General features: G+C 69.3%; 26 protein-coding genes. 13 read left to right on the top strand and 13 right to left on the bottom strand.

Annotated elements, in window-relative coordinates:
- Positions 1-9 precede the first annotated feature (9 nt).
- Entirely contained in the window at positions 10-1,302 is a 1,293-nt protein-coding gene (gene urtA, locus C8D93_RS05035) for an urea ABC transporter substrate-binding protein (protein WP_110264069.1), read from the bottom strand.
- Between the two features lie 265 nt (positions 1,303-1,567).
- Here urtA and C8D93_RS05030 point away from each other — a divergent pair, with 265 nt between their 5' ends.
- The 11 genes from C8D93_RS05030 (at position 1,568) to C8D93_RS04980 (ending at position 12,114) form a co-directional block, all read left to right on the top strand.
- Positions 1,568-5,014, top strand: a complete 3,447-nt coding sequence (locus C8D93_RS05030; RefSeq protein WP_110264068.1) for a hybrid sensor histidine kinase/response regulator — start codon at positions 1,568-1,570, stop codon at positions 5,012-5,014.
- Positions 5,007-5,918, top strand: a complete 912-nt coding sequence (locus C8D93_RS05025) for a response regulator transcription factor (protein ID WP_110264067.1) — start codon at positions 5,007-5,009, stop codon at positions 5,916-5,918. The genes C8D93_RS05030 and C8D93_RS05025 overlap by 8 nt, the downstream gene beginning before the upstream one ends.
- Positions 5,919-5,931: 13 nt before the next feature.
- Positions 5,932-6,120 carry a hypothetical protein gene (locus C8D93_RS05020; protein WP_110264066.1) on the top strand — a complete coding sequence of 63 codons (189 nt, stop codon included), beginning with the start codon at positions 5,932-5,934 and terminating at the stop codon, positions 6,118-6,120.
- On the top strand, positions 6,096-6,980 hold the full coding sequence (locus C8D93_RS05015; RefSeq protein WP_211307210.1) for an urease accessory protein UreD: 885 nt from the start codon (positions 6,096-6,098) through the stop codon (positions 6,978-6,980). Before C8D93_RS05020 ends, C8D93_RS05015 begins: the two co-directional genes overlap by 25 nt.
- Positions 6,980-7,282, top strand: coding sequence for an urease subunit gamma (locus C8D93_RS05010; protein WP_110264065.1), 303 nt, complete (start codon positions 6,980-6,982; stop codon positions 7,280-7,282). Before C8D93_RS05015 ends, C8D93_RS05010 begins: the two co-directional genes overlap by 1 nt.
- Positions 7,283-7,293: 11 nt before the next feature.
- A complete protein-coding gene (locus tag C8D93_RS21090; protein WP_110264064.1) occupies positions 7,294-7,605 on the top strand; it encodes an urease subunit beta in 312 nt (103 codons plus the stop codon).
- Positions 7,606-7,608: 3 nt separating this feature from the next.
- Positions 7,609-9,315 carry an urease subunit alpha gene (ureC, locus tag C8D93_RS05000; protein ID WP_110264063.1) on the top strand — a complete coding sequence of 569 codons (1,707 nt, stop codon included), beginning with the start codon at positions 7,609-7,611 and terminating at the stop codon, positions 9,313-9,315.
- A 7-nt stretch (positions 9,316-9,322) separates the two neighbouring features.
- Positions 9,323-9,874, top strand: coding sequence for an urease accessory protein UreE (gene ureE / locus C8D93_RS04995; protein WP_110264062.1), 552 nt, complete (start codon positions 9,323-9,325; stop codon positions 9,872-9,874).
- On the top strand, positions 9,871-10,545 hold the full coding sequence (locus tag C8D93_RS04990) for an urease accessory protein UreF (protein ID WP_366515922.1): 675 nt from the start codon (positions 9,871-9,873) through the stop codon (positions 10,543-10,545). Before ureE ends, C8D93_RS04990 begins: the two co-directional genes overlap by 4 nt.
- Before the next feature lie 3 nt (positions 10,546-10,548).
- Positions 10,549-11,193, top strand: coding sequence for an urease accessory protein UreG (gene ureG, locus C8D93_RS04985; RefSeq protein WP_110264060.1), 645 nt, complete (start codon positions 10,549-10,551; stop codon positions 11,191-11,193).
- A gap of 138 nt (positions 11,194-11,331) precedes the next feature.
- Complete coding sequence (locus C8D93_RS04980) at positions 11,332-12,114, top strand: hypothetical protein (protein ID WP_110264059.1); 783 nt, start codon at positions 11,332-11,334, stop codon at positions 12,112-12,114.
- 15 nt (positions 12,115-12,129) lie between these two features.
- Here C8D93_RS04980 and C8D93_RS04975 read toward each other — a convergent pair whose 3' ends face one another.
- Positions 12,130-12,876, bottom strand: a complete 747-nt coding sequence (locus tag C8D93_RS04975; protein WP_110264058.1) for a sterol desaturase family protein — start codon at positions 12,874-12,876, stop codon at positions 12,130-12,132.
- A gap of 35 nt (positions 12,877-12,911) precedes the next feature.
- Positions 12,912-13,298 (bottom strand): lactoylglutathione lyase, encoded by a 387-nt coding sequence (gene gloA, locus C8D93_RS04970; protein WP_110264057.1) that lies wholly within the window; start codon positions 13,296-13,298, stop codon positions 12,912-12,914.
- Between the two features lie 138 nt (positions 13,299-13,436).
- On the opposite strand from gloA, the gene C8D93_RS04965 reads away from it, so the two are divergent.
- Positions 13,437-14,855 carry an alkaline phosphatase PhoX gene (locus C8D93_RS04965; RefSeq protein WP_110264056.1) on the top strand — a complete coding sequence of 473 codons (1,419 nt, stop codon included), beginning with the start codon at positions 13,437-13,439 and terminating at the stop codon, positions 14,853-14,855.
- 11 nt (positions 14,856-14,866) lie between these two features.
- Here the strand turns inward: C8D93_RS04965 and C8D93_RS04960 are convergent, their stop codons facing one another.
- The 5 genes from C8D93_RS04960 to C8D93_RS04940 form a co-directional block, all read right to left on the bottom strand.
- Positions 14,867-15,601: a DUF2884 family protein gene (locus tag C8D93_RS04960; RefSeq protein WP_110264055.1), complete on the bottom strand. Its 735-nt coding sequence runs from the start codon at positions 15,599-15,601 to the stop codon at positions 14,867-14,869.
- Between the two features lie 158 nt (positions 15,602-15,759).
- Positions 15,760-16,269, bottom strand: coding sequence for a DNA-deoxyinosine glycosylase (locus tag C8D93_RS04955; RefSeq protein WP_110264054.1), 510 nt, complete (start codon positions 16,267-16,269; stop codon positions 15,760-15,762).
- A gap of 7 nt (positions 16,270-16,276) precedes the next feature.
- Entirely contained in the window at positions 16,277-16,657 is a 381-nt protein-coding gene (locus C8D93_RS04950; protein ID WP_110264053.1) for a VOC family protein, read from the bottom strand.
- A gap of 22 nt (positions 16,658-16,679) precedes the next feature.
- The gene (locus C8D93_RS04945) at positions 16,680-17,318 is read right to left on the bottom strand and encodes a LysE family translocator (protein WP_211307209.1); all 639 of its coding nucleotides are present in this window, start codon (positions 17,316-17,318) and stop codon (positions 16,680-16,682) included.
- Entirely contained in the window at positions 17,315-18,145 is an 831-nt protein-coding gene (locus C8D93_RS04940) for an SDR family NAD(P)-dependent oxidoreductase (RefSeq protein WP_110264051.1), read from the bottom strand. Before C8D93_RS04940 ends, C8D93_RS04945 begins: the two co-directional genes overlap by 4 nt.
- 323 nt (positions 18,146-18,468) lie before the next feature.
- Here C8D93_RS04940 and C8D93_RS04935 point away from each other — a divergent pair, with 323 nt between their 5' ends.
- Positions 18,469-19,410 carry a pseudouridine synthase gene (locus tag C8D93_RS04935; RefSeq protein WP_245903819.1) on the top strand — a complete coding sequence of 314 codons (942 nt, stop codon included), beginning with the start codon at positions 18,469-18,471 and terminating at the stop codon, positions 19,408-19,410.
- Positions 19,411-19,415: 5 nt separating this feature from the next.
- Here the strand turns inward: C8D93_RS04935 and C8D93_RS04930 are convergent, their stop codons facing one another.
- The 5 genes from C8D93_RS04930 to C8D93_RS04910 are packed head-to-tail and all read right to left on the bottom strand — an operon-like array spanning position 19,416 to position 23,852.
- Positions 19,416-20,162, bottom strand: coding sequence for an SDR family oxidoreductase (locus tag C8D93_RS04930; protein ID WP_110264050.1), 747 nt, complete (start codon positions 20,160-20,162; stop codon positions 19,416-19,418).
- Between the two features lie 18 nt (positions 20,163-20,180).
- Complete coding sequence (locus C8D93_RS04925) at positions 20,181-20,873, bottom strand: histidine phosphatase family protein (RefSeq protein WP_110264049.1); 693 nt, start codon at positions 20,871-20,873, stop codon at positions 20,181-20,183.
- 8 nt (positions 20,874-20,881) lie between these two features.
- Positions 20,882-21,775 carry an alpha/beta fold hydrolase gene (locus C8D93_RS04920; RefSeq protein WP_211307208.1) on the bottom strand — a complete coding sequence of 298 codons (894 nt, stop codon included), beginning with the start codon at positions 21,773-21,775 and terminating at the stop codon, positions 20,882-20,884.
- Positions 21,772-22,599 carry an SDR family oxidoreductase gene (locus C8D93_RS04915; protein WP_110264048.1) on the bottom strand — a complete coding sequence of 276 codons (828 nt, stop codon included), beginning with the start codon at positions 22,597-22,599 and terminating at the stop codon, positions 21,772-21,774. Before C8D93_RS04915 ends, C8D93_RS04920 begins: the two co-directional genes overlap by 4 nt.
- A complete protein-coding gene (locus C8D93_RS04910) occupies positions 22,596-23,852 on the bottom strand; it encodes an acyl-CoA dehydrogenase family protein (RefSeq protein WP_110264354.1) in 1,257 nt (418 codons plus the stop codon). The genes C8D93_RS04915 and C8D93_RS04910 overlap by 4 nt, the downstream gene beginning before the upstream one ends.
- Positions 23,853-23,902 lie beyond the last annotated feature (50 nt).

The following is a 23,902-nucleotide window of genomic DNA, read 5'->3' as shown; positions in this document are numbered from 1 at the left end:
CGGCCGGGATCAGTAGTTCTGACCCGAGCACTTCTTGGTCTTGGTGTTGTAGTTGCCGCACTTGAGCGTGACCCAGTCGGCCTCGATGTCCTTGGAACCGTCGAGGAAATCCGACCAGGCGTCTCCCGGCACTTCGCCTTCCGTCTGCCAGACCACGTCGAGCTGACCGTCGTCGCGGATCTCGCCGATGAACACCGGCTTGGTCAGGTGGTGGTTGGCCAGCATCTTCGCGGTGCCGCCGGTGAGGTTCGGCACTTCGAGGCCGATGATGGCGTCGCTGACCTTGTCGACCTCGGTGGTCTTGGCCTTCTCGACCGCCTTGGCCCAGAGGTTGAAGCCGATCACCGTCGCTTCCATCGGATCGTTGAAGGTGCGCTCGTCGTTCTTGATGAACGCGTGCCAGTTCGCGATCGCCGCCTCGTTGGCCGGCGTGTCGATGGACATGAAGTAGTTCCACGCGGCGAGGTGGCCGACCAGCGGGCCGGTGTCGAGACCGGCCAGCTCTTCCTCACCGACCGAGAACGCGACCACCGGGATGTCCTCGGCGGAGATCTGCTGGTTGGCGAGTTCCTTGTAGAACGGCACGTTGGCGTCGCCGTTGATCGTCGAGACCACCGCGGTCTTCTTGCCGGCGCTGCCGAACTTCTTGATGTCGGAGACGATCGACTGCCAGTCGGAATGTCCGAACGGCGTGTAGTTGATCATGATGTCGTCCGCGGCCACGCCCTTGGCCTTGAGGTAGGCCTCGAGGATCTTGTTGGTCGTGCGCGGGTAGACGTAGTCGGTGCCGGCGAGCACCCAGCGCTCGACTTCCAGATCGTTCATCAGGTAGTCGACGGCCGGGATCGCCTGCTGGTTCGGTGCGGCGCCGGTGTAGAACACGTTCTTGGACGATTCCTCGCCCTCGTACTGCACCGGGTAGAACAGCAGGCCGTTGAGCTCCTCGAACACCGGCAGCACGCTCTTGCGCGACACCGAGGTCCAGCAGCCGAAGACGACGTCGACCTTGTCCTTGGCGAGCAGCTCGCGCGCCTTCTCGGCGAACAGCGGCCAGTTCGATGCCGGGTCGACGACGACGGCCTCGAGCTTCTTGCCGAGCAGGCCGCCCTTCTTGTTCTGCTCGTCGACCATCATCAGGACGGTGTCCTTCAGCGTGGTCTCCGAGATCGCCATCGTGCCGGACAGCGAGTGCAGTACGCCGACCTTGATGGTGTCGGCGGCCTGTACCGCGAAGCTGGCGGCGCCGAGCGCGACCCCCGTCAGTAGCCCCGCCAGATGCGGTCTGAGTTTCACGATTGCCATTCACACTCTCCGTAGTTCTCGGTGCTGCTCACCCGTGGACCGGCACGGAATTCCCTGCCGGCAGAAAGCCGCTCGGACGCGCAGGCTTGCGGCCTTCGGCACGGTCCGTGCTTCAAAGTGGTGCACATGGCCACCGTCCCCGAACCCGCTGACGCCCCCGACTCCCGAATCAGGCTAGGGACGCGGAGGGGCTGCGCCCATGGGGTGATTGGCGTAAGGGGGTGGGGTGTTTGACGTAGGTGCAAAGCCGGCGACGGCGCGCAAGATGCGCGGCGTGCACACCGAACGCAGCGAGGCGGCGGTGCTGCGCGCGGGCGCGCCGCCGCGGCAGCGCATCCTGCGCGAGCGCCGCCAGTACAACAAATGGGTCGCCAGCCAGACGCTGGAGGACTACGCGCTGCGCTACACCGCGGAGCGCGCGCGCAAGTATTCGGCCGCGCGGGTCGCGCACACCGCCTACGGCGCGATCTCGTTTCTCGCCTGCGAGGCGATCGGCGGGGCGCTGACCCTCGCCTACGGCTTCGCCAACGCGGCGACGGCGATCGTCGTCGTCTGCGCGCTGATGTTCCTGATCGGCATGCCGATCGCGCGCTACGCCGCCCGCTACGGGCTCGACGTGGACCTGCTCACGCGTGGCGCAGGCTTCGGCTACATGGGGTCGACGATCACCTCGCTGATCTACGCCTCGTTCACCTTCCTGCTGCTGGCGATCGAGGCCAGCATCATGTCCGGCGTGCTCGAACTGGTCTTCGGCATCCCGCTGTGGGCCGGGCACATCCTCAGCTCGCTGATCGTGATTCCGGTCGCGATCTACGGCATCCGCATGATCAGCCGCGTGCAACTGGCGACGCAGCCGGTGTGGCTGCTGCTGCAGGTCGTGGCGCTGGGCTTCCTGCTGACCGCCGACGGCGAGACCATCAAGGGCTGGACGAGCTTTGCCGGCCGCAGCGGCGACGCCGGCGGCGGACTCGACCCGGTGCTGTTCGCGATCTGCGCCTCGACGCTGCTGTCGCTGCTGCCGCAGATCGGCGAGCAGGCCGATTACCTGCGCTTCCTTCCGGACCGCGAGCGCATCGGTCGCGTGCGCTGGTGGACGGCCATGATCACCAGCGGGCCGGGCTGGGTGTTCATGGGCGGCCTCAAGCTGCTCGCCGGCTCCTTCCTCGCGTACTTCGCGCTCAGCGTCGGCGTGCCGGAAGCGCGCGCCGCCGATCCCTCGCAGATGTTCTTCGTCGCCTTCGGCGAGACCTTCGGTTCACCGACGGTGGCGCTTGCCCTGACCGCGGTGTTCGTCATCGTCTGCCAGCTCAAGATCAACGTCACCAACGCCTACGCCGGCTCGATCGCCTGGTCGAACTTCTTCTCGCGGCTCACGCATGCGCATCCGGGCCGCGTGGTCTGGCTGGTGTTCAACGTGCTGCTGGCACTGCTGCTGATGGAGGTCGGCATCCTGCGCGTGATCGAAGGCGTGCTGATGCTCTACGCGAACTTCGCCGTCGCCTGGATCGGCGCGCTGACCGCGGACCTGGTCATCAACAAGCGCGTCGGCTGGTCGCCGCCGGCCATCGAGTTCAAGCGCGCGCACCTGTACGACATCAATCCGGTCGGCGTCGGCGCGATGCTCGGTTCGGTGATCGTGTCCACCGCGGCCTTCGTCGGCGCGCTGGGGACGATGGCGCAGGCGCTGTCGCCGTTCCTCGGCTTCGGCGTGGCCTTTGCGCTCGCGCCGCTGATCGCCTGGCAGACGCAGGGGCGCTGGTACATCGCGCGCCGCTCCGGAGACCTCGACCAGGCGCCGGAGATCCGCTGCGTGATCTGCGAGAACGTCTTCGAACGCAGCGACATGGCCCTGTGCCCGGCCTACGCCGGACCGATCTGCTCGCTGTGCTGCACGCTCGAGGCGCGCTGCCACGACATCTGCAAGCAGGACAGCCGTTTCGGCCAGCAGCTCGGCGCGATGCTGCGGCGCCTGCTGCCGCAACGCGTCGCCGACGCCGTGCATCCGAGCACCGGCCACTTCGTCGGCATCTTCGTGCTGCTGAACCTGGTGATCGGCTTTCTGCTGACGGTGATCTACCTGCAGTACGTCGGTGCGGCGCCGGCGCATGCGGAGGCCGTGCGCAATGTGCTGACCGTGGTGTTCTTCGCGCTGCTGATCGTCTCTGGCGTTTCGGCCTGGCTGCTCGTGCTGGCGCAGCACAGCCGCCACGCCGCCGAGCAGGAAACGCAGCGGCAGACGGCGATGCTGATGCAGGAGATCGAGGCGCACGAACGCACCGATGCCGAGCTGCAGAAGGCCAAGGAGCTCGCGGAGGGCGCCAACGAGGCGAAGAGCCGTTATCTGGTCGGTATCAGCCACGAGATCCGCTCGCCGCTGAACGCGATCCTCGGCTATGCGCAGTTGCTCGAACGCGGCACCGCGCGTCCGGAGAAGGCGATCCAGGTGATCCGCCGCAGCGCCTCGCACCTGTCGAATCTCGTCGACGGCCTGCTCGACATCTCCAAGATCGAGAGCGGCCTGCTGCGCCTGTCGCGCGACAAGGTCGCGCTGCCGGAATTCCTCGACCAGATCGCCGACATGTTCCGCGTGCAGGCGGCGGCCAAGTCCATCGAGTTCCGCTACGAGCGGCCCGCGCAGTTGCCGGCCTGCGTGCACGCCGACCAGAAGCGCCTGCGCCAGATCCTGATCAACCTGCTGTCGAACGCGGTGAAGTACACGCAGCAGGGGCACGTCTGCTTCACGGTGCGCTACCCGAGCAGCCAGGTCGCGGAGATCGAGATCAGCGACTCCGGCATCGGCATCCGCCAGGACGATCTCGAGGCGATCTTCAAGCCCTTCGAGCGCGGCGGCATGCCCGGCGTGCAGGCGGTGCCCGGCGTCGGCCTGGGCCTGACGATCACCAAGGTTCTGGTGCAGATCATGGGCGGCGAGATCGCCGTGCGCAGCACGCCGGGCCAGGGCAGCACCTTCAGCCTGCGCCTGTATCTGTCGCGGGCCACCGGAGCCGGGACGGCCGAGGATGCACAGCGGCGCATCATCGGCTATCTCGGCCCACGCGTGACCGTGCTGATGGCGGACGACGACGCCGCCCACCGTGGCCTGGTCGAGAGCATCCTGCGGCCGCTCGGCTTCAATCTGTACGCCGCCGCCGACGGCCTCGGCTGTCTCGATCTCGCCGGCGAATGCCGGCCGCAGCTGGTGATGCTCGACATCGCGATGCCCGGCATGAGCGGCTGGGAGGTTGCGGCGGCGCTGCGCGCGCTCGAACCGCCGCAGCCGAAGATCATGATGGTCTCCGCCAACGCCCACGACTACAGCCGCGGCGGCGAGCGCAATGCGCCGCACGACGCCTTCCTGGTCAAGCCGATCGACATCGACGGCATGCTCGAATGCATCGGGCGGCTGCTGAAGCTGCGCTGGGTCTACGAAGGCGAATCGCTGCCGGCCGCGGCGCCGGAAGCCTTGTCCGGCGACGAACGGCCGCCGGCAGATGCCCAGCCCTATGTCGACGAGCTGCTGCAGCTCGGGCGCATCGGCCACGTGCGCGGCATCGAGGCCAAGCTGCGCGAGATGGAAGCGGCCATCCCCGAGAGCCGCGCCTTCGCCGCGCGGCTACAGCAGCTCGTCGCCGGCTTCGACCTCAAGGGCTATGTCGGACTGCTCGACGGCCTGCAGGGCGACCCGCAGCCGGTGGAGCGCAGCGATGGCTGAGGCGGCGCGTCGCGACATCGTGCTCGTCGTCGACGACACGCCGGGCAACCTGAGCTTCCTGACCGATACGCTCGATCACGCGGGCGTCACCGTGCTGGTCGCGACCGATGGCACCAGCGCGCTGTCGCTGGTCGACCAGATCACGCCGGACCTGATCCTGATGGACGCGGTGATGCCGGGGCTCGACGGCTTCGAGACCTGTCGCCGGCTCAAGCAGGACAAGCAGCTCACGCACGTGCCGGTGATCTTCATGACCGGCCTGTCCGAGAGCTGGCACGTGGTCAAGGGACTCGAAGCCGGCGGCGTCGACTACGTGACCAAGCCCATCGTCGTCGACGAGCTGCTGGCGCGCATCCGCGTGCACCTGGCGAATGCGCGCATCGCCCAGGGTTCCCGTGCGGCACTCGATGCGACCGGGCGCTACCTGCTGTCGACTGATCGCGAAGGTCGCCTGCAGTGGTGCACGCCGCGCGCAGCGACGCTGCTGACCGAGCTGTTCGGGGGTACCGGTGCACAGGCCTTGCCGGCCGATGTGACCACGCGCCTCGCACGCCTGCGCGAAGGCGGCGCCGATGCGCCGTCGGCGAGTTTCGTCGAGATCGGCGCCCGGCGCCTCGAATTGTCCTTCGTCGGCTCCACCGGGCCGGCGGAGTTCCTGTACCGGCTTGCGGATGTCAGTCCGGGGCGCGAGGAGCGCGTGCTGCAGGACGCGTTCTCGCTGACCGGGCGCGAGGCCGATGTGCTGGTGTGGATCAGCCGCGGCAAATCCAACCGCGAGATCAGCGAGATCCTTGGCATCAGCCACCGCACCGTGAACAAGCATCTGGAGCAGGTGTTCGAGAAGCTCGGTGTCGAGAACCGTGCGGCGGCGACGGCGCGCGCCGTTCGCGTCGCGAACCCATGAAGGAGTGACCCCGATGAAGTGTGTGGAGAACGTGGCTGCAGGTCTGCTTGGCATGGCCGCTGCGGGCAGCGCGCTGGCACATCCCGGGCATGGCGAAGCCGGCCTGCATGGCGGCTTCCTGCATGCCTGGCTCGGCTGGGAACCGGCGCTGGCGCTGCTGGTCGCCGTCGTGCTGGCGTGGCGCTGGTTCCGGCGCCGCTGATGCAGGCCTTGCCGCAGGCGGCACTGCCACTGGCCATGCGGCCGCCGTGGCGCGCGCGCCTCGATCTCGCGGTAGCCGAGTCGCGTGGGCGAAGCGTGCTGCGTGCGTGCCGGCACGACGGCCCGCTGCGCGTGCAGAAGGTGCTGTATCCGGACGGGCCGGCACTCGCGCAACTGATCCTGCTGCATCCGCCCGGCGGCATCGCCGGCGGCGACGAGCTGCAGATCGAGGCCGGGATCGGCGCGGATGCACACGCGCTGCTGACCACGCCCGGTGCGGGCAAGTGGTACCGGTCGATCGGCCGCGTTGCGCGCCAGTCCGTGCATCTGCATGTCAGCGATGGCGCCACGCTCGACTGGCTGCCGCAGGAAAGCATCGTCTTCGACGGCGCCCTCGTGGAACAGCAGGTGCGCGTCGACTGCGCGCCGGGTGCGCGCTGCTGCGGCTGGGACATTGCCGTGCTCGGTCGCCGCGCCCGCGGCGAGCGCTTCTCGCGCGGACGCTGGTCGCAGCGCATCGAACTGTTTCGCGAACAGCGTCTGCTCTGGTCCGAACAGGCGCGCGTCTACGGCGGCGACGCCCTGCTCGACTCAGTGGTTGGCTGGAACGGGCTGCACGTCAGCGGCCTGATGTGGTGGGTCGGCGATTCGATCGACGAAGCGCTGCTCGATGCGGTGCGCACGCTGCCGGCGGCGGGCCTCCACTACGGCGTCACCTCCCCGCAACCCGGGCTGCTGCTGCTGCGCGCACTCGGCGCCTCGGCCGAGCGGCTGCGCGCGCTGTTCACCGCCGTCTGGCTGTTGCTGCGATCTCCATTGTTCGGCCACGCGGCCTTGCCGCCGCGCATCTGGAGCACCTGATGGAACTCACGCCCCGAGAGAAGGACAAGCTGCTGATCTTCACTGCCGCGCTGCTGGCCGAGCGGCGCAAGGCGCGCGGCCTCAAGCTCAATCACCCGGAAGCCGTCGCGCTGATTACGGCCGGCATCCTCGAAGGCGCGCGCGACGGGCGCAGCGTCGCCGAGCTGATGAGCCACGGCCGCACGCTGCTGAGCCGCGACGAGGTCATGGATGGTGTGCCGGAGATGATTCCGGATATCCAGGTCGAGGCCACGTTTCCCGACGGCACCAAGCTGGTGACCGTCCACGATCCGATTGCATGAGGAGCGCCGCGATGATTCCCGGTGAACTGCTGCCCGAGCCCGGCGAGCTGGAACTCAACGTCGGACGTGACACGTTGACGCTGACCGTGACCAACACCGGCGACCGGCCGGTGCAGGTCGGCTCGCACTATCACTTCTTCGAGACCAACGAGGCGCTGGACTTCGATCGCGCGTCCGCGCGCGGCTTCCGGCTCAACATTGCCGCCGGCACCGCGGTGCGCTTCGAGCCGGGGCAGGAGCGCACGGTCGAGCTGGTCGCGCTCGCCGGCGACCGCATCGTCTACGGCTTCAACGCGAAAGTGTCCGGACCGCTGGGGAGCTGAGCCATGTCACTGAAGATTTCGCGCCAGGCCTATGCCGAGATGTTCGGCCCGACCGTCGGCGATCGCATCCGCCTCGCCGACACCGATCTCGTCGCGCAGGTCGAGAAGGACTTCACGATCTACGGCGAGGAGGTGAAGTTCGGCGGCGGCAAGGTGATCCGCGACGGCATGGGGCAGTCGCAGCGCATGAGCGCCGACTGCATGGACACGGTGATCACCAATGCGCTGATCATCGATCACTGGGGCATCGTCAAGGCCGACATCGGGCTGAAGAACGCCCGCATCGCGGCGATCGGCAAGGCCGGCAATCCGGACATCCAGCCGGGCGTGACCATCGTCATCGGCCCGGCAACCGAGATCATCGCCGGCGAGGGCATGATCGTCACCGCCGGCGGCATCGACAGCCACATCCACTTCATCTGCCCGCAGCAGATCGACGAGGCGCTCAACTCCGGCATTACGACCATGCTCGGCGGCGGCACCGGCCCAGCCACCGGCACCTTCGCGACCACGGTGACGCCGGGTCCGTGGCACATGGAGCGCATGCTGCAGGCCGCGGATGCCTACCCGATGAACCTCGGCTTCCTCGGCAAGGGCAACGCCAGCCGGCCCGATCCGCTGCGCGAGCAGATCGCCGCGGGCGCCATCGGCCTGAAGCTGCACGAGGACTGGGGCACGACGCCGGCGGCGATCGACTGCTGCCTGGGTGTGGCCGACGAGACCGACACCCAGGTCGCGATCCACACCGACACGCTCAACGAATCCGGCTTCGTCGAGGCGACGGTCGCGGCGTTCAAGGGTCGCACCATCCACACCTATCACACCGAGGGTGCCGGCGGCGGGCATGCGCCGGACATCATCAAGGTCTGCGGCGAGTCCAACGTGCTGCCGTCGTCGACCAATCCGACGCGCCCGTACACGGTGAACACGCTCGACGAGCATCTGGACATGCTCATGGTTTGCCATCACCTCGATGCCTCGATCGCCGAGGACGTGGCCTTCGCCGAGTCGCGCATCCGCAAGGAGACGATCGCCGCCGAGGATATCCTGCACGACCTCGGCGCATTCTCGATGATCTCCTCGGACTCGCAGGCCATGGGGCGCGTCGGCGAGGTCGTGCTGCGCACCTGGCAGACCGCGCACAAGATGAAGCAGCAGTTCGGCGCGCTGGCCAGCGATCCGTCGCGTCACGACAACGCCCGCATCAAGCGCTACATCGCCAAGTACACGATCAACCCGGCGCTCACGCACGGCATCGCCCACGAGGTCGGTTCGGTGGAGGTCGGCAAGTGGGCGGATCTGGTGTTGTGGAAGCCGGCCTTCTTCGGCGTGAAGCCTTTCCTCGTGCTCAAGGGCGGCATGATCGTCACCGCGGCGATGGGCGATCCCAACGCCTCGATCCCGACGCCGCAGCCGGTGCACTTCCGCCCGATGTTCGGCGCGCATGGCGGTGCGCTGGCCAGGACCTCGCTGAGCTTCGTCTCGCAGGCGGCGCTCGATGCCGGCATCGGCGAGCGCTACGGCATCGCCAAGCCGCTGGCGGCGGTGCGCGGCTGCCGCACGGTGAGCAAGGCGTCGATGATCCACAACGACTACCGCCCGCAGATCAGCGTCGATCCCGAGACCTACGAGGTCATTGCCGACGGCCGCTCGCTGTACTGCGAACCGGCGAGCGAGCTGCCGATGGCGCAGCGCTACTTCCTGTTCTGACGCGCCGATGCTCCGACTGACGACCGTGGCCGATGCGCGCGACGTGCGCTGCGCGCCGCGCGAACTGGTGCTGAGCTTCGCCGAACGGTCGCGCAGCCGGTTGCGCAGCGTGCTCGACGACGGCACGGACGTGGGGGTGCTGCTGCCGCGCGGCACGGTGCTGCGCGGCGGTGACCTGCTGCGCGCCGAGACCGGCGAGGTCGTGCGCGTACGCGCGGCGATCGAGCCGCTGTACCGCGTGACCGCGCGCGAGGACGACGCCGATCCGCGGTTCTCCCTGCTGCGCGCTGCCTATCACCTCGGCAACCGGCACGTGCCGCTGATGCTGGCGCCGCAGGCGCTGCATCTGGAGCAGGACCCGGTGCTGCGCGAGATGCTGCAGCGGCTCGGCCTGATCGTCGCCGAATGCGTGGCGCCGTTCGAGCCCGAATCCGGCGCCTACGGCGGCGGCCATCGTCATGACCACGATGCGCAGGGCGGCTCGCTCGGCGAGCAGCTCTCGCGCGAGGCGCACGCGCGGCGCGCGGTCGATCTGTCGACCTTGCAGTTCCATCGCTGATGAGCGCGAGTGTGACCGGCGATCTGGGCGCGCTGCTGCAGCTGTCGAGTCCGGCGCTGCCCGTCGGCGCCTACAGCTATTCGCAGGGGCTCGAAGCCGCGATCGAGCATGGACTGGTCCGCGATGCCGCGACGGCGCAGGTCTGGATCGGTGACGCGCTGCGCCTGGTGCTCGGCCGTTACGAGGCGCCGGTCTGGTGGCGGCTGCGCAGTGCCTGGGACGCGAACGACCCCGCGCGCTTTGCCCGGTGGAACGAAGCCTTCCTCGCGACGCGCGAGACCCGCGAGTCGCGTGCCGAGACGCTGCAGATGGGCTACTCGCTGCAGCAGCTGCTGAAGTCGCTCGATGACGAAGGCGCAGCCGAAATGCCGGAGCTGTCGTATCCGGCCGCGCACGCGCGCGCCAGCGCGCTCTGGCGCATCGCCCCGACGGCAGCGCTGTACGGCTATCTCTACGGCTGGGCCGAGAACCAGGTGATGGCGGCGCTCAAGGCGGTACCGCTCGGCCAGGTCGCCGGCCAGAAACTGCTGATCGCGCTGCGGCCGGTCGTCGGCGAGGTCGTGCAGGCGGCGATGCACCGCAGCGACGACGAACTGTCCACGCAGGCGCCGATGCTCGGCATTCTCGGCAGCCGTCATGAAACCCAGTATTCCCGACTGTTCAGGAGTTGAATCGTGAGCGCCCAAGCTTCGAACCCATTGCGAGTTGGCGTCGGCGGTCCTGTCGGTTCCGGCAAGACCACGCTGGTCGAGGTCCTGTGCAAGCGCATGCGCGAGCAGCATCGGCTCGCGGTCGTGACCAACGACATCTACACCCGCGAGGACGAGCGCCTGCTCGTGGCGGCCGGCGCGCTCGCACCCGACCGCATCATGGGTGTCGAGACCGGCGGCTGCCCGCACACGGCGATCCGCGAGGACGCGTCGATCAACCTCGAAGCCGTGGCGCGCATGTCGGCGCGCTTTCCCGACCTAGAACTGATCTTCATCGAATCCGGCGGCGACAATCTCGCGGCGACCTTCAGTCCCGAGCTGTCCGACCTGACGATCTACGTGATCGACGTCGCCGGCGGCGAGAAGATTCCGCGCAAGGGCGGGCCGGGCATCACCAAGGCGGATTTGCTGGTCATCAACAAGACGGATCTTGCCCCCCACGTCGGCGCCAACCTGGAGGTCATGGCGCACGACGCCGCACGCATGCGCGGTGCGCTGCCCTTCGTCATGACCAACCTCAAGACCGGGCAGGGGGTCGACGACATCATCGCCTTCATCGTCGACCGCGGCATGCTCGCTACCGGGGCTGCCGGCGCGGCGTCAATGTGAATTCACGCCAGCCGGTGGCGCGATTCGATTGATGTGATTCTCCCCCTCGCATCCCGTCGGCGGCGCTGCTAGTTTTCGGGCAGGGCAGTCCGGGGGAGTGTCGTTCGGGTCGCGGATCTTTACAAGCTGTTCAGGCGTTTGCTTGCCGCCTCGGAGACGACCGTTTCCGAGGACGAGCGCGAGCTGCGGATGCCGGATGCCACGAAGGTGATCCGGGCTGCGCAGGAGCGCAAGAAGGCGCCGCCCAGCGCCGGCCGGCTGGCGCTGCTGCTGCAGCGCATCGCCACCGATTCCGCGGTGCTGGCCGGTGCCCAGGTGGACGAGCTGGCGACGGCGCTCAAGGTGTTCGACGGCCCGATCGCCGATCCGGTGGCGCTGGCGCGACGTTCGTCCGACGCCCTCGTCAACGCGCTGATCACGGCGCGCCTCGCCCTGATGCTGAGCTTCCCCGCGCGCTGGTTCGTCTCGGCCTCGCAGGGCGAGCACCTGCCGCGCCGCGTCTGGCTGCGCGTCGGCCCGCATCCCGATCGCATCCGGCTGCCGGCGGATGGCGGCGAACTGCTCAATGGCATCCGCTCGGGACACTATTCGCGTTCGGCCGTGCGTGCGCTGGCCTATGTGCTCGGCGTCAGCGCGCCGCGCACGCTGCTCGAGTTCGAGGGGGTTCATGCCGGCCGGGGCGGCGACGCCGAAGGCGCGCTGGCCCAGATCGCCGGCCGCGCCGCGGCCGTGATCGAGCTGTTTGCCAGCTACCGTCTCGGTGACGGTGTCTACGCGGTGCTCGACGTCAAGCCGTACCGCGGCCTGCAGGCGCGCGACGCGGAAGACGACGAGCCGGAAGTCCCGGTCGAGGCGCCGGTAGGGGTGCCGGAGGCGTCCCGTCGCGTGGAGCTGCTTTCGCGTCACCGCGACGTCGCCTGAGGCGGCGCCGGTACACTAGCTCGCCGGCGGCGGAAACCTCGCTTCACCCAGTCGGCACGCCACCGCCGGCTTGAGCCGGTCCATGCGATAGCCGTTGAACAGCACGCCGGGGAGGCTGCGGTCGAGATCGCTGGTACCCATCAGCCAGTCGGCGAACGGCGGCGTCAGGTTGAGATTCACGTCGGCCATCAGCGCCTGATGGTGATGGACCCAGTGATTGCGTCGCAGGGTGTTTACCAGCGGGAGCCGCGCGAGCAGCGGGTGCTCCGGCAGGTGGGCCGCGGTGTGCAGAACCTCGTAGAGCAGGTAGTGCGCCATGCCGCCGACCATCCAGGTCCAGCCGGCGTCGGCGCCGAAGACCAGCGCCCACAGCCCGCCGAACAGTGCGTGGATCAGTGCGATACCGAGCACGGCGTACGGCGGGAACAGGATGATCCGGTACTCGCGCTGCGAGTCCACGGTCATGCGCGCCTCGGTGAAGTAGTTGTGGTGCTCGACGGTGTGCCGGTGCCACAGCGCCCTGAGCGCATCGATGCGCCGGTGCAGGGCGTTCTTGTGCAACCACCACTCGCCGAGATTGGCGACGAGCAGGGCCGGGATCACGCTGAGCCAGGCCCAGCCGCCGTTCTCGGCACGGCTTGCGCACCAGGCGATGAAGACGGCGCCGAAGCCGAAGATCCAGGTACCGTGCAGCCAGCCGTTGTACAGCGGCGAGATCTTTGCCTGATACGCGGCGCGGAACTGCTGCAGGCGGTCTTCCATCGCTCCTCGGGTCGCACGAGGCCGCCTGCGGGAACTTATGCGGTGGCCTTCTTCTGGATGAACTCGATCTTATACCCGTCCGGATCCTCGACGAAGGCGATGACCGTGGTGCCGTGCTTCATCGGTCCGGCCTCGCGGGTGACGCGGCCACCGCGGCGCTTGACCTCTTCGCAGGTCGCGTAGGCGTCGTCGACTTCGAGCGCGATGTGGCCGAAGGCGTTGCCCAGCTCGTAGCGGTCGACGCCGTAGTTGTAGGTCAGCTCGATCTCGGCATCGCCGTCGCCGTAGCCGACGAAGGCCAGCGTGAACTGGCCGTCCGGATAGTCCTTGCGGCTCAGCAGCTTCATGCCGAGCACCTCGGTGTAGAACGCGATCGACCGCTCGAGGTCGCCGACGCGGATCATGGTGTGCAGGATGCGCATGGTCAGGGATGCGGGCTTGGAAAAGGGGCTCCACTGTGCCGCCATCGCCGGCGGCTCACAAGGGTGGTTCTCCGTCATCGTTTCGTGATCTGCGCGCCTTAGGCTCGCCGGCTTACCGCCTGCCGCCAGACCGCACCGATGATCCGTTCAAGCCTCAGCCCGCAAAGCCGCCGCGCCTTCCTTCGCGGCATCTTCCTGTCCGCGGGCGCCGTCGGCCTGCCGGCCTGGGTGACCGCCTGTGGCGATGGCAGCGACGGTCCGGCGAGTCCCGGCAATGGTGGCGGCAATCCGCCGGACGGCAAGGAATTCACGATCGCGCCCGGCCCGCTCGCCGACATCGGCGAACTGGTGGAGACCGGCGTCGACGGCATCCTCGCGCCGCCCGGGTTCCAGGTGCGCGTGGTCGCGCGCTATCTGAGCAATCCGGTCAGCGGCCTGTTCGATCCGCTCGGACTGACCGGCTACCACTGGCATATGGCCCCCGACGGTGGCGCCGTGTTCCCGGCCGCGGACGGCGGCTGGGTCTATGTCTCGAACAGCGAGACCAGCCCGAGTGGCGGCGTCGGCGCGCTGCGCTTCGATGCGCAGGGCGCGGTGGTCGACGCCTACCGCATCCTCGACGACACGCGCCGCAACTGCGCCGGCGGCACGACGCCGTGGAACACCTGGCTGTCCTGCGAGGAGCAGGGCGACGGCGTCGTCTTCGAATGCGATCCCTTCGGCACGCCGGACACGGCCCGCGCGCTGCCGGCGCTGGGGCTGTTCAACCACGAGGCGGCGGCGGTCGATCTCGCCACGCGCACCGTGTTTCTCACCGAGGACTCGGGCAGCGGGCGCTTCTACCGCTTCGTCGCCGACGACAGCGACGTCGACCGCTCCGGCGCGCAGCCGCGGCTGCGCATGACCAGCGGCCGCTTGCAGGCGCTGAACATGGAAGGCTACGAGAACGGCGGCTACGCGGAGGACGATGCCGCGTGGCGCGTGCTGCACCGTGCGAGCTGGGTCGACGTGATGCAGCCCGAGGCGGTGCAGGCCGAGGTGCGCGAGGCCCTGGCCGCCTCCGGCCAGCCGGTGCCGGGCACCGTGTTCCGCGGCGGCGAAGGCATCTGGATCTACGACGTGCCGGAGGCGCTGCGCAGCGTGCCGCCCGGCGGCAGCCGGCCGACGCGGGCGCTGGTGTTCTTCGCCTGCAAGGGCGACAACCGCGTGCTGGCCTACGATATCGACAACGACCTGATCGAAACCGTGTTCGACAACGGTTCGCTGGAACTGCCGATGGACGACGTCGACAACCTCGTCGTCAGCCCGGCGGGCGACGTCATCGTCGCCGAGGACGGCGACGCCATGCGCCTGGTCGTCGTCGTGCCGAACGCGCCGGCGAAGACGCTGCTGCAGGTCACGCTCGGCGGGTCGGAACTGACCGGGCCGGCATTCACGGCGGACGGCAGCCGCCTGTACTTCAGCTCGCAGCGCGGGCCGAACCTGGGCATCGGCAACACCGGCAGCGGCGTCACCTACGAGCTGACGATTCCGGACGCCTTCCGCCAGCGCGCCTGAGGCGACGCGCCTCAGATCGCGCGGTCGTTGCGGGCATCGACGATCACGTCGAACAGCCCCAGCTCGGCCTCGATCGCATCGAGCCGTCGCAGCGTGCCGCAGAGCTGGTCGGCCTGCGCCTCGATCCGGGCGGCGCGCGGTTCGATGCGGCGCTCGACCAGGCGTTCGAGGTACTCGCCGCGCGCGCCGGCGGCGTCGGGGTCGAACAGGGCGGTACCGATGAAGGCGATCACGCTGCCGGCGAACTGGCCCGCGGCATCGGCCGCCAGCGCGCCGATCTCCCGTTCGAACGCGGGATCGAGCGGCAGCGGACCGACCGGCAGCCGCCGGCCGTCGAAGCGCAGGTGCAGTTCCGTCGCCAGCGTCTCGATGCGCTCGGCGGCCCGCACCGTCGTCGCCTCGTCGCCGGACAGGCCGGCCGAGACCAGGGCGAGGCTTTCGAGCCCGAGCAGGGCGCCGCGCAGCGCGATCTCGGACACGGCCGGGACGAGCTCCCGCATGCCGTCCGCATAGTCGCGCGCGAGCCGGCGCCGGTCGTCTTCGAGCCGCAGCCTGCGACCGTCGCGCAGCACCCGATCGGCATCGAGCACATGACGGCGATCGCCGTCATCGACGATCACCTCGTCGCCGGACAGCGTCACCTCGGCGAGCAAGCGCATGTCGCACAGCTGCGACGATGGATCCCTGGCGGTCGCCGCGGTCGCGGTCAGCAGGATGGCGAGGCTGATGAGCATCGGTCGCAGCATGGGGACTCTCCCTGACAGTCTGCCGGGGAGAACGCAAGCGGCAGGCCAGAGCGAGCCCTTTGTGAATCAATGGCTTGCAAGGCGCTTCGCGCGCCCGATGAGGGAATTCGCCACGCCTTGGCGACGCTCGCCGGAGATCGGTGGGTTCTCGCGGGGACTCAGTCGGTCGTCGCGGTGACGACACGCCAGTGTTCGAGCTTGCGCGCGAAGCTGTACGAGGCATTGGCCGGACTGGTCGACGGCAGCGGCGTCAGCCGCAGCGCCGCCGCGTCCGGCAGTTGCGGCAGCACGTGACGGCGGAAGCTCTGCGCCGCCTTGCCGCCGTTGAAGTACAGCTCCCGCACGTGGCGATGCCGCCGGAAGAAACCGGCGAAGTCGTTCGGCACGATGCTGGTCTCGTCGATGGCCGAATCGAGGCTGCCGGGCCGTACGCAGGCGGCGAGCACGTCCCACAGTGCGATGCGCGCGCGCCGCAGCGCGGCGAGCCGCCCGGCATAGGGCGTGTCGGGAGCGAGGTCGAGCAGCACCGACATGATCGGCCAGAAGGCGTTGCGCGGATGCGCGTAGTAGCGCTGCGCCGCGAGCGAGGCCACGCCGGGCATGCTGCCGAGGATCAGCACGCGCGCATCGGGCGCCGCCACCGGCGCGAAACTGCGGACCTCGGCCACGTGGGCCTCAGTCCCAGCGCGTCGCCAGGCGCTCGAAGTCCGGCGACTGCGCGCGCACGACGCAGAAGCGCTGTCCGGTCGGCGCTTCCATGACCCACCAGCTGCGGATCTGTTGGACCCGTCGGGCGCCGAGTCCCTCGAGGCGTCGCACCTCGGCCTCGACGTCGTCGGTCTCGATGTCCAGGTGCAGGCGGCTGTCGTGGCCGACCTTCTGCACCTCCACGTGCAGGCCGTGCTGCGCGTCGAGCAGGCGCACGTAGTTCTCGCCCTCGCTGCCGTCGAGGCCGCGCCGTTCCATGCCCAGCGCGCCGCTCCAGAACGCCGAGGCGCCGTGCAGGTCATCGGTGCGGCAATCGATGATGAAACCGGCGAGCTTGCTCTTGTGCATGGGGAATCTCCGGACGGATCGGTCAGGGGCGTCGCGCCGGCAGATCGGCGAGCGCCGTCCACGCGCCGAGCCCGAGATAAGTCACGCCGCCGAGCCAGCGGCCGGCACTGCGCGAAGCACGCTGGCGCAGCAGCGGGGTGATGCGGCCGGCGCCGAGCACGTACAGCGTATCGGTGACGACGGCGGTCGCGACGAAGATCGCCGCCAGCAGCAGGGCCTGTGCCGGTGCCGCGCTGCCGTGCATGAACTGCGGCAGGAAGGCGGCGAAGAACAGCGTCGTCTTCGGGTTGAGCAGCGCCACCAGGGCGCCGTCGCGGAATACGCCGCGCAGCGCCGGGGGCGGCATCGTCGTCGCCGCGGGCGATCCCCGCAGCGTGCGCAGGCCGAGCCAGAGCAGATACGCGGCGCCCGCGAGCTTGACGACGGAAAATGCGCTGGCCGACGCGGCGAACAGGGCGGCCAGCCCGGCGGCCGCGGCAACGGCGTTGCCGAGGTTGCCGAGCGCGACGCCGGCCACCGAGGCCATTCCGCTGCGGCGACCCTGCGTGATCGTGCGCGTGACGACGTACAGCACGCCGGGCCCCGGCGTGACCGCGAGCGCGACACTGGCGGCCAGAAACGCCAGCAGCATCGGTCCAGACGGCAGGCCGTCGAGGCTCACGCCTCGTGCTCCGGTGCGGCGTCGCGGTCGGCGCGCCGCTGCAGCCGCGCGCCGACGACGCGGAACAGGTGGCCGGTCCATTTCACGGTCGGGTCCGGCGCCAGTGCCGTCGCCGCGTTCCAGGCTTCGCCGAAGCGGTTGACGATGCGGTAGCGCCGCGTCTCGATCGCCCTGACGATCCAGCCGGCAGCCTTGTCGGTGCTCATCTGCGGCAGGTAGCGGTAGACCGCCGTCGGCGCGCTCATCGCGGTCTTCACCAGCGGGAAGTTGATGACGCTGACGGCGACGTTGCGGCCGGACATCTCGGCGGCCAGCGTGCGCGAGAAACCCTCGAGCGCGCACTTGCTGGCGACGTAGGCGGAAAAGCGCGGCGTCGGCATCAGTGCCGACAGGCTGGAGACGTTGACGACATGACCGTCGTCGCGTTCGACCATGCCCGGCAGCAGGCGCAGCGTCAGGCGCACGGCGGCGAAGTAGTTCAGCGCCATCGTGCGCTCGTAGTCGTGCATGCGCTCGAAGGAGTCGGTGACCCGGCGGCGGATCGACCGGCCGGCGTTGTTGACCAGCACGTCGATGCGCGCGTGCTCGGCGAGCAGGGCGTCGGCGCAGGCCTCGACCTCGGCGGGCTGGCTGAGGTCGGTCGGATAGATCCAGGCCTCGCCGCCGAGCGCGCGCACGAGGTTCTGGACGCGCGTCAGCTCGTCGGCGCGCCGCGCGACCAGGCACAGCCGCGCGCCCGCACGCGCCAGGCGCAGCGCGGCGGCCTCGCCGATGCCGCCCGAGGCGCCGGTGATGACAATGGTGCGGCCCCGTATCGCTGCCGACATGATCGATCCCCTAGGGCCTGTTAACGCTATGGCCGTCGCTGTGACGGAGAGGGTTTTGGCGTAGCGCAAGAAAGGAGGAGCGTGGCGTACTCGACGTACGCAAGCGACGACTGACGTCGCGATGCGCCAAAACCATCCCGCCCCTTCGGGGTGCCACCGGATTTGCGGCCATGCGGCGTTGCTCCTCAGTCATTTGGAACCACCAAATTCCCTCGTCGCGCCTTGCCTGGCCGCAAATCTGGTGGCATCACAGCGATGTCCATAGCGTTAACAGGCCCTGGCCGGCGGCGGCGCCGCCCGAGGCTGCGTAGTATGGCGCGGTCGTGCCCGAGTTCCGACCCGAAATCCACACTGCCCGTACGCCGGAGGCGCCCGCCGCCCCGGCTGTGCGCGACGGCGTCGGGGCCAGTCATGTGCGCCTGCCCGAGGGGCGCTGGGAGACGGTGTTCGCCTTCCTCTGCGAGCGCTTTCCCGCCGTCGGACCCGGGGTCTGGCACCGGCGCATGACCCGCGGGCTGGTGTGCGACGACGACGGCGTGCCGATCGGCCCCGGTACGCCGTACCGCCGTGGCCTGCGCCTGCGTTACTACCGCGAACTGGCGCAGGAGACGCCGGTGCCCTTCGATGCCCGCGTCGTGCATCGCGACGCGCACCTGCTCGTGGTCGACAAGCCGCACTTCCTGCCGGTGGTGCCGGCCGGGCGCTTCGTGCAGCAGAGCCTGCTGGTGCGCCTCAAGCGCGAGCTGGGTATCGACGACTTGGTCCCGCTGCACCGGATCGATCGCGACACCGCCGGCCTGGTGCTGTTCTCGCTGCAGCCGTCGACGCGCGCGGCCTACCAGCAGCTGTTCCCGCGGCGCGCCGTGCTCAAGACCTACGAGGCGATCGCGCCGGCGCTGCCGGAGCTGTCGGCGCCGCTGGTGCGCCGCAGCCGGATCGGGCGCGGCGAGCCGTTCTTCCGCATGCGCGAGACGCAGGGCGAGCCGAACAGCGAGACGCGCATCGAACGGCTGGAAACGCGCGGCGGCAGGGCCCGCTACCGGCTGACGCCGGTCACCGGCCGCAAGCATCAGCTGCGCGTGCACATGGCGGCGCTCGGCGCACCCATCGTCAACGATCCGATCTATCCGGAGCTGCGCGTCGTCGCCGAGGACGACTTCTCGCAGCCGCTGCAGCTGCTGGCGAAGTCGCTGGCCTTCGACGATCCCTTGAGCGGCGAGCCGCGGGTGTTCGAGAGCCGGCTGCGGCTCGCCGAGCCGTTGTAGGCGCGCTACGCCATCTTCGATACGACGCTCAGCGGCAGGTGCCGCATCAGGAAGGCGAGCGGCGTCCACGGCCAGCCCGGCACGCAAGCCGTCGCCGGCTCGCGTTCGATGGCGCGCGCGAGGGCCCGGCAACCGGTTTCGGTGTCGATCATGAACGGTGTCTTCTTCACCTTCTCGTTGATCTCGGAACGGATGTAGCCGGGGAAGATCGTCGTCACCTTGATCGGCGTGCGCATGAGGTCGGCGCGGATGCCCTCGGTCAGCGCGGCCAGGCCGGCCTTGGTGGCGGCATAGGTGGTCAGGTTGCGTGGCATGCCGCGCATCGCGCTGATCGACGAGATCGTGACCAGGTGGCCGGCATTCTGCTCGCGGAAGATCTCCACGGCGGCCTCGCACTGCGCCAGCGCCGACACGAAATTGGTTTGCGCGGTCTGCCGGTTGGCGTAGAAGTAGCCGGTGCCGATGGGCTGACCCTTGCCCATGCCGGCGTTGACGATCACGCGGTCCAGCGTGCCGAGCTCGTCGCGGAATTCGCGGAAGGTGCGGAACACGGCGTCGTAGTCGTCGACATCGAGTGCGCGCAGCGCGACGTGGATGCCGGGATGTGCGGCGGTGAGCTCGGCCTTGAGTTCATCGAGGCGCTCGGTGCGGCGTGCGCACAGCGCGAGGTTGCAGCCGAGCCTTGCGAACTCGCGTGCCATGCCGCGGCCAAGGCCGGAGCTGGCGCCGGTGATCAGGATGTTCTTGCGCATGTCGGATAATGGGTGGGTTTATCGGTAGGTGATGAGATCGGCGCGCAGACCTTCGAAGTGCGCATGGTCGTTGAGCGTGGACAGGTACAGCGCGCGCTCGGAATAGATCAGCTTGGTGATCGCGGCATTGGCGAGCGTCCAGTTGACGCGCAGCGTGTTCGCTTCCGGCAGGTGCAGCAGACGCTGTGCCACCGCGCTGATCGGCCCGCCCGAGGTGAACACCAGTGCGGTCTGCGACTTGCCGAGTCGCGCATGCAGCCGCTGCAGCGCCTGTTGCACACGCGCGCAGAAGCCGGCCCAGCTTTCCGGATAGTCGTCGTTGTGCAGGCCGCCGATCCATCGCGCGGTCGCCTGTTCGAACTCCTGCTGGAACGCCCGGCGCGGATTCGGCAGCCGCGCCAGCTCCATCTTCATCCGCGTCTGGTCGGCCCATTCTGGGCGGTGCGCCGCGATGACGGCGACATGGTCGTACTCGGCCCAGCCCGGATCATCCTCCACGGCGATGTCCACGCCCATGGCGGCGAGCGCGGTCTCGGCGGTCTGGCGATGCCGGCGCATGCCGCCGCCGAGCACCAGGTCGATCTTCGGTGCGCGCGCCTTCAGGCTGTTGCCGAGCAGACGCGACTGCGAGAAACCGGTGTCCGAAAGCTGGTCGTAGTCGCCGGCCCCGAACGAGGCCTGGCCGTGACGGATCAGGAGGATGGCGCCCATGGATGTCGTCAGGATGTGGTGCCGTGCAGCGCCTCGCGCACGACGGCGGCGTAGGTGTCCGGCTGCTCGAGGTCCGGGAAATGACCGATCGCATCGAAGCGCAGGATGCGCGCCTGCGGCAGGTGCGGGAGCAGCGAGTCCGGGTCGGTGTACTTGTGCGAAAAATCGGCGCCGCCCCAGAGCAGCGTGACCGGCACGTCGCGTGGCTGCAGCAGCGGATGGTCCACCGGCGTCGGCGCCATGCCCTGGACGACGCCGGCGAGGCAGAAGCAGCCGCCGTGGTCGAGGGTCGCCTGGGCCGGGGCGTCGAACAGCCCGGTGTCGGCACCCTTCGGCAGGGCCGTGCGATACCAGATGCGCGCGAGCTTGCGCCGGCTGAAGAAGTTGATCGCCTGGCCGAGCCCCGGCACGCGCAGCGGGCGCGGAATCATGCGCGCCGTCCAGGCCTGCATCGCGGCGACGCCGGGGGTCTGCGCCAGGATCAGGCGCTCGACGCGCGCCGGGGCCTTCGCCGCCGCGGCCATCGCATAGAAGCCGTTGACGCAGGAGAAGCACAGCGTGGCCCGCGCAATGCTGAGCGCGTCGAGCACGCCGAGGATCACGGCGGCGCCCTGTTCGAGCCGGTGCGCGTAGCCCGCCGTCGGGGCACTCATGCCGAAGCCCGGCAGGTCGAAGACGACGACGCGGAAATCCGTGCGCAACGCCGCGACCAGCGCCGCGTAGTGCTCGATCACGCAGGGGCCGTCCGGGGCGAACAGCAGCACCGGACCATGGCCGCCGGAGTCGAGTGCGCGCACCGGCCCCTGCGGCGTCGGCAGGATTCGCATCGCATCGCCGGCACCGCCGGTGCGGCTCGCGGCGCCACCGCGGTAGAGCCAGTGATCGAGCCGTGCCCCGATCACGCGCCGGTTCCCGCGCCGCGCGGCCGCATCATGCCGCGGGTCTGACGCGCCATCAGCGCTGCGTACCAGCGGTACGGCGCGTGACGCTTGATGCGCCAGGCCATGCGGCCGTCCGCATGCGTCAGGATGTGGAAGTCGCCGCGGGCCACGCCGTCGAAGATCTGCCGGGCGGTCTCGTCGGCGCCGGTCTTCGCGCGGTCGACCAGCTTGTGGGTGATGTGCTTCACGTCGGCTCCGGTGGCCCGCATGTTCCGCGCGATGCCGGTGCGGAAGAAGCCGGGGCATACGACCGACACGTCGATGCGGTCGGGCGCGAGCTCGATCTTCAGCGTTTCCGACAGGGCGACGACGCCCGCCTTGGTCGCGTTGTACGCGGCCATCATGGGCGCGTGGATCAGCCCGGCCATCGACGCGATGTTGACCAGGTGTCCGCCGCCCTGGGCGCGCAGCAGCGGCGTGAAGGTGCGACAGCCGCGCACGACGCCGAGCAGGTTGATGTCCACGCTCCACAACCAGTCCTGCATGGGCATCTCGGCGATGCCGCCGGCCGCGGCGACGCCGGCATTGTTGACGACGACGTCGACGCCGCCCCAGTGCTCGCGCAGCCACGCGGCGGCAGCCTCGAAATCGGCGTCCCGTGTGACGTCGCAATGCAGGTAGTGCGCATCGCCGCCAAGCTGCGCGAGCGCGCCTGCGGTCTCGCTTCCGGCGGCATCGTCGATGTCGCCGACGCACACGCGCCAGCCGGCCCGTGCGTAGCACTCGGCGAGCGCGCGGCCGAGACCGGAGGCGCCGCCGGTGATGAAGATGCGTTGCGCGCTCATTCGCCGCGCCCGTTCCTGTGCTGCGCCATGAGCTTGGCGTACTTGCCCAGTTCCATGCGCGCGATCACGCCGCGATGCACCGCATCCGGCCCGTCGGCGAGGCGCAGTGCGCGCGCGCCGCCGAGGATCGCGACCAGCGGCACGTCGTCCGAGAGCCCGGCGGCGCCGTGGATCTGGATCGCCTCGCTGACGACCTGTTCGAGCACGTTCGGTGCGACGACCTTGATGGCGGAGATTTCGGTCATCGACGCGAGCGCGCCGGCCTTGTCGATCTTCCACGCCGCGTACAGCGTCAGCAGCCGCGCCTGGTCGATGGCGATGCGCAGCTCGGCGATGCGCTCGCGGTTGCCGCCGAGGTTGATCAGCGGCTTGCCGAAGGCCACGCGGCTCGCGCCGCGGGTGATCAGCAGTTCCAGTGTGCGTTCGGCGGCGCCGATGCTGCGCATGCAGTGGTGGATGCGCCCGGGACCCAGACGTCCCTGGGCGATCTCGAAGCCCTTGCCGATGCCCTTGATCAGGTTGCTTCGCGGGACGCGGACATCGTCGAACCAGACTTCGCCGTGGCCGTAGGGCGCGTCGTACTCGCCCATCACCGGCAGCATGCGGCGGATGCTCACGCCCGGCGTGTCGAGCGGCACGATGACCATGCTGTGCTGCTGATGCCGGTGTGCCTGCGGATCCGACAGGCCCATGAAGATGGCGAAGCGGCAGTTCGGGTGGCCGATGCCGGTCGACCACCACTTGCGGCCGTTGACGATGATGTCGTCGCCGTCGGCGATGGCCGTCGCCTGCATGTTGGTCGCGTCGCTGGAGGCGACATCGGGCTCGGTCATGCAGAAGGCGGAGCGGATCTCGCCGGCGAGCAGCGGCGTGAGCCAGCGCGCTTTCTGTTCCTCGCTACCGTACTTCCACAACACCTCCATGTTGCCGGTGTCCGGGGCGTTGCAGTTGAACACCTCGGCGGCGATGAAGCTGCGCCCCATCTCCTCGGCCAGCGGCGCGTAGTCGACGTTCGACAGTCCGGCCCCGAGCCCGGCGTCCGGCAGGAACAGGTTCCAGAGTCCCTCGGCGCGTGCCTGTGCCTTGAGGGCCTCGACCTCGGGTGCGCAGCGCCACTGCGTCCAGTCCGGGTTGCGCGATTGGGCGTGTCGCTGTGCCAGCAGTGCGGTTTCGACGGGTTCGATGCGCTCGCGCACGAAGGCGCGCACGCGCTTCAGATACTCCTGGCAGCGGGGGCTGGGCGAAAAATCCATGACGGGCATCCGCGACGATCGGGTGCGCACACCCTACGCGCGCCGATGCC

This window comes from Sinimarinibacterium flocculans (assembly GCF_003201205.1).
Lineage (GTDB): Bacteria > Pseudomonadota > Gammaproteobacteria > Nevskiales > Nevskiaceae > Solimonas > Solimonas flocculans.
The sequence above is the reverse complement of the archived record's forward strand: the minus strand, read 5'-3'. Positions and strand labels throughout refer to the sequence as shown.

Bases quoted from the DNA above. Each gene is read 5' to 3' on its own strand.
- urtA (WP_110264069.1), bottom strand. From the start codon at position 1,302: ATGGCAATCGTGAAACTCAGACCGCATCTGGCGGGGCTACTGACGGGG.
- C8D93_RS05030 (WP_110264068.1), top strand. From the start codon at position 1,568: ATGCGCGGCGTGCACACCGAACGCAGCGAGGCGGCGGTGCTGCGCGCG.
- C8D93_RS05025 (WP_110264067.1), top strand. From the start codon at position 5,007: ATGGCTGAGGCGGCGCGTCGCGACATCGTGCTCGTCGTCGACGACACG.
- C8D93_RS05020 (WP_110264066.1), top strand. From the start codon at position 5,932: ATGAAGTGTGTGGAGAACGTGGCTGCAGGTCTGCTTGGCATGGCCGCT.
- C8D93_RS05010 (WP_110264065.1), top strand. From the start codon at position 6,980: ATGGAACTCACGCCCCGAGAGAAGGACAAGCTGCTGATCTTCACTGCC.
- C8D93_RS21090 (WP_110264064.1), top strand. From the start codon at position 7,294: ATGATTCCCGGTGAACTGCTGCCCGAGCCCGGCGAGCTGGAACTCAAC.
- ureC (WP_110264063.1), top strand. From the start codon at position 7,609: ATGTCACTGAAGATTTCGCGCCAGGCCTATGCCGAGATGTTCGGCCCG.
- ureE (WP_110264062.1), top strand. From the start codon at position 9,323: ATGCTCCGACTGACGACCGTGGCCGATGCGCGCGACGTGCGCTGCGCG.
- C8D93_RS04975 (WP_110264058.1), bottom strand. From the start codon at position 12,876: ATGGAAGACCGCCTGCAGCAGTTCCGCGCCGCGTATCAGGCAAAGATC.
- gloA (WP_110264057.1), bottom strand. From the start codon at position 13,298: ATGCGCATCCTGCACACCATGATCCGCGTCGGCGACCTCGAGCGGTCG.
- C8D93_RS04965 (WP_110264056.1), top strand. From the start codon at position 13,437: ATGATCCGTTCAAGCCTCAGCCCGCAAAGCCGCCGCGCCTTCCTTCGC.
- C8D93_RS04960 (WP_110264055.1), bottom strand. From the start codon at position 15,601: ATGCTGCGACCGATGCTCATCAGCCTCGCCATCCTGCTGACCGCGACC.
- C8D93_RS04950 (WP_110264053.1), bottom strand. From the start codon at position 16,657: ATGCACAAGAGCAAGCTCGCCGGTTTCATCATCGATTGCCGCACCGAT.
- C8D93_RS04940 (WP_110264051.1), bottom strand. From the start codon at position 18,145: ATGTCGGCAGCGATACGGGGCCGCACCATTGTCATCACCGGCGCCTCG.
- C8D93_RS04930 (WP_110264050.1), bottom strand. From the start codon at position 20,162: ATGCGCAAGAACATCCTGATCACCGGCGCCAGCTCCGGCCTTGGCCGC.
- C8D93_RS04925 (WP_110264049.1), bottom strand. From the start codon at position 20,873: ATGGGCGCCATCCTCCTGATCCGTCACGGCCAGGCCTCGTTCGGGGCC.
- C8D93_RS04915 (WP_110264048.1), bottom strand. From the start codon at position 22,599: ATGAGCGCGCAACGCATCTTCATCACCGGCGGCGCCTCCGGTCTCGGC.
- C8D93_RS04910 (WP_110264354.1), bottom strand. From the start codon at position 23,852: ATGGATTTTTCGCCCAGCCCCCGCTGCCAGGAGTATCTGAAGCGCGTG.